Annotated in this window: 3 protein-coding genes; all 3 read right to left on the bottom strand. The window is 44.2% G+C overall.

Annotation, left to right across the window (positions count from 1 at the left end; all coding sequences use genetic code 11):
* Nucleotides 1–54: 54 nt before the first annotated feature.
* Nucleotides 55–666 (bottom strand): hypothetical protein, encoded by a 612-nt coding sequence (locus IQ229_RS17460; RefSeq protein WP_194045871.1) that lies wholly within the window; start codon nucleotides 664–666, stop codon nucleotides 55–57.
* 285 nt (nucleotides 667–951) lie between these two features.
* Nucleotides 952–2,169 carry an ABC transporter permease gene (locus tag IQ229_RS17465; RefSeq protein WP_194045873.1) on the bottom strand — a complete coding sequence of 406 codons (1,218 nt, stop codon included), beginning with the start codon at nucleotides 2,167–2,169 and terminating at the stop codon, nucleotides 952–954.
* Nucleotides 2,170–2,194: 25 nt separating this feature from the next.
* Nucleotides 2,195–3,664 carry an efflux RND transporter periplasmic adaptor subunit gene (locus tag IQ229_RS17470; protein WP_194045875.1) on the bottom strand — a complete coding sequence of 490 codons (1,470 nt, stop codon included), beginning with the start codon at nucleotides 3,662–3,664 and terminating at the stop codon, nucleotides 2,195–2,197.
* Nucleotides 3,665–3,799 lie beyond the last annotated feature (135 nt).

The following is a 3,799-nucleotide window of genomic DNA, read 5'->3' on the forward strand; positions in this document are numbered from 1 at the left end:
CTCCTCACTCCTCACTCCTAACTCAGCACTCAGCACTCAGCACTCAGATGCCCATTAACGAATTTGCAGTTCATTTTCTAACTTGTCTAGATCAGTTTTGAGCAAAACGGTCATTTGACCGGTAAAAGCTTTGCCAGTCTTGGGTTGGGCAACTTCCACCCAATATACATAGCGATCGCCTACTCGTAATTCTCCCTTTAAAGCTTCCCGAATCGGAGTTTTAGCCAAACGCGCTGAATTAACTACCTTCTGGTTGGGATATTGATACACGACTTGGGCGCGATCGTAATCTTGATAAATCTCCAAGCCATAAATCACCCGCAAGGATTCTTGGAGACGTGTAAATGTCATGCCGTTAATAGCATCATACATAGTAATACGCTCAGTCCGAATTCTGCCACGGTCTTTGGAAAACTCCACTCTACCAGGAGGCAATACCGACGCTTGAAAAGTAAATCGTTGGGCAGCAGTATCAGTCTTTTGCACAAATAATTTCTCTCCTCTCCTGGGGCGGAGTGTCGGATGTGCTTTAATCCAAGTGCCTACCTCTTCTGTACTTTGTCCTGGTAAAGCATTGGCTTGAGAATCAAAAAGCGTTCCCACACAGAGCCAGGGCACTAGAGAAAAAGGCAAAATTAAACAGTTAAGTAGAGATTTTTTGAGCATTTTGCTGTTCAGGATTTTTATAGAAATTTCCCCATTTGGGATTAACCATAGTCTTCCCGTTTTTCAGCAAAATTACTTCAATGGATTGTAGCGATCGCGCATCGATGCCTTTATCAATCGCTCAACTATTACAATGTCTAAGCTAGTAATGAAAAGTTTGTAGTAAGCACTTTAGTGCTTAGAAAATTAAGGACTAAAGTCCTTACTACGAACTTGCTTAGAAAATTAAGGACTAAAGTCCTGACTACGAACTTGCTTACCAAGCATTGTTGGCTTGACAGAGTATTAGGCACTTCTCAAAGCCACAATCGGGTCGAGTTTAGCAGCGCGACGTGCAGGAACAACGCCAAAGAATAAACCAATACCTCCAGAGACACCAACAGCCATAGTAATTGCTACAGGAGAAAGACTCGCTTCTAAAGGAGTCAAGGCTCCCACTAATAAAATGCCACTGACACCAACCGCAGTCCCGACTAAGCCGCCAGCTGCGGAAACAATCACTGCCTCAATGATGAACTGTAGCAAAATATCTTGTTCCGTTGCTCCGATCGCTTTTCGCAATCCGATTTCTTGGGTGCGTTCGGTGACGGAGACTAGCATAATATTCATGATGCCAATGCCGCCGACAAACAGGGATATACCTGCGATCGCAGCTAGCATAATTGTCAATGCACTTGTAATTTGACCGACAGTTTGCAAAGCATCTTTTTGGCTGCGGAGAGTAAAGTCATCTTCACCATTAATTTTGTGTCTTAGACGCAGCAAATTAGTAATTTGAAATTCTGCTGCATCCACGCTATCGGAATCACGAGCGGCAGCAACGAGATAATCTAAGGCAATACCATAAGGAGAATTTTTGCCCACAAGTCGGTTTGCTGATGTGGTGATTGGTATTAAGGCAGCATCATCATAATCTGCTCCCACGCTGGAACCTTTAGCTGTTAACGTCCCAATTACTTGAAAGCTGGTATTTCCAACTCGCAATTGCTGTCCTACAGGGTTACTATTACCGAATAGTTTTTCTGCCAAGTCTCCACCCAGCACTACCACTTGGTTACTTCGCTTGATGTCTACCTCAGAGAAAAACCTGCCTTTATCAGTTTCAAAATCCCGCACAGATAGAAAACTGGGAGTTGTACCAATGATGTTGACATCGGTGTTTCTGTTGCGATATGTAACTACCTGTCTTCTGTTTAACTCTGGTGCAACTCCTACTACTGTTGGTACTTGAGAAGCGATCGCTTCCGCATCTTGCAAAACTAGAGTTTTTGGCACTTCAAAGGAGATTCGCTGAGTTTCTCGATTACCTGGCAGTACAAATAGCACATTTGGCCCTAATGACTGCAACTGTTTATTCACATACTTCTGCCCACCTTCACCAATGCCAATCATGGCAATCACCGAAGCGTTGCCAATAACTATACCCAACATCGTGAGGGCGCTACGCAGTTTATTTGACAGCAGGGTTTTCCCCGCCATATTCATACTTTCGAGGAGGTTCATATCTTATATAATTACGAATTACGAATTACGAATTATTTTGTTCTTTAGCCTTTTCAATTTTGTAGTCTTTGGGTGGGTTAACAAAAATGCGATCGCCTTCTTTAACTCCCTCTAAAATCTGAGTTTGGTCTTGAATTTGTGCCCCAACTGTAACTTCACGGAACTGGGGTTTATTCTTTGTATCGGGTACAAGTACGCCGGTTCTACCTTTTTCGGTGACAATTGACACCGTTGGTAATACCAAGGCATTATTAACGCGATCGCCTAAAAAAGTCAGATCCACATTTAAGCCAGAACGCAGTTTATCTATACCAGTATCGAGAGCAACCCGCACCTGGAAGGATGTCACACCTTGTTCCACCACTGCTTCTGGAGCAATCAGACGCACATGACCTTTAAAAACTTGATCGGGATAGGCATCAGCGACAATTTCCACCTGCTGTCCCTGTTTTATTCTGCCAAGATCGGCTTCGGGAACTTGAGCTAATATTTCCAAACCCCTTGCTACGGCGACAATTGAACTAGAAGTTGCCGATGCACTAGTAGAAGCAGAAGTTGTGGGTGTGACAAACGCACCTGGTTCGGCATACTTTTGGGTGACAATTCCCGACAGAGGAGCGCGAATAATAGTATCTTCCAATTGCACTTCTACACCCTTTAACTGAGCCTCAGCAGAAGCAACAGCAGCTTGACGCTGGACAATTTCCTCAGAACGAGTGCCATCTTCTAAGAGTACCAGTGCTGCCCGTGCTTCGTTAACAGCGGCTTGACGTTGGTCGATTTCTTCAGTCCGAGTCCCACTTTGGACTAAGGATAATCGTTTTTTCGCTTCTTCTAAATTGGCTCTAGCACTTTTGTCGTCGCTGATGGCTTGATCGAGTAATTGTTTTTTCTCTGCTCCTTCTTTATATAGATATTGGTAACGCTTTACCTGTTCGCTGGTGTAATTCACCCTTGCTTGAGCCGCATCTACTTGAGATTGAGCTTGAGCAATCTCTTGGGGACGATTACCGGCTTTAGCTTGGGTTAGCTGGGCTTGAGCTTGTGCTAATCGCGCCCTAGCTTGAGCGATTTCTTGAGGACGACTACCAGCAAGGGCTTCGGCTAGCTGTGCTTGACTTTGGGCTAAGTTAGCACGGTACTGGCTCCTTTGAGCCTCAATACCGGCACTATCCATGCGGGCGAGAATTTGCCCTTGTTGAATGCGATCGCCTTGTTCCACGTATAATTGCGACAGCACTCCGGGATTCTTCGGGCTAATATTTACGCTCTGAATTGGTACGACTTTGCCACTAGCTGTAATCCGCAACGTGACGTTTTGCGCTGCAACTGGCACAGTTAATTGAGTAATATCTTCTTTATTTGCCCCTTGATTTACCAAGGTGTAAGTTGTTACAGTACCCACAACCAAGGCACTCCCCGCCATCAGCCCGATCAGCCAGCGCGATGGATACTTAACTTTGCCAATAACTGGAATTTCTATGTGCGTAGCCATATTATAGAAACCTGTAAATCTTGCTGTATAAGAATATTTTTTAGTTAGAGGACAAGTGGAGAGTACGGAGTTGTTAAAGCTTTAGGATTAAATTTTTATGAGTCAATTAACAACTAGACGCATAATAAGCTTCAC

This window comes from Nostoc cf. edaphicum LEGE 07299, from assembly GCF_015207245.1.
Lineage (GTDB): Bacteria > Cyanobacteriota > Cyanobacteriia > Cyanobacteriales > Nostocaceae > Nostoc > Nostoc edaphicum_B.

What these genes read in the sequence shown, in the direction of transcription:
- IQ229_RS17460 (WP_194045871.1), bottom strand. Translation starts at nt 666, where the DNA reads ATGCTCAAAAAATCTCTACTTAACTGTTTAATTTTGCCTTTTTCTCTA.
- IQ229_RS17465 (WP_194045873.1), bottom strand. Translation starts at nt 2,169, where the DNA reads ATGAACCTCCTCGAAAGTATGAATATGGCGGGGAAAACCCTGCTGTCA.
- IQ229_RS17470 (WP_194045875.1), bottom strand. Translation starts at nt 3,664, where the DNA reads ATGGCTACGCACATAGAAATTCCAGTTATTGGCAAAGTTAAGTATCCA.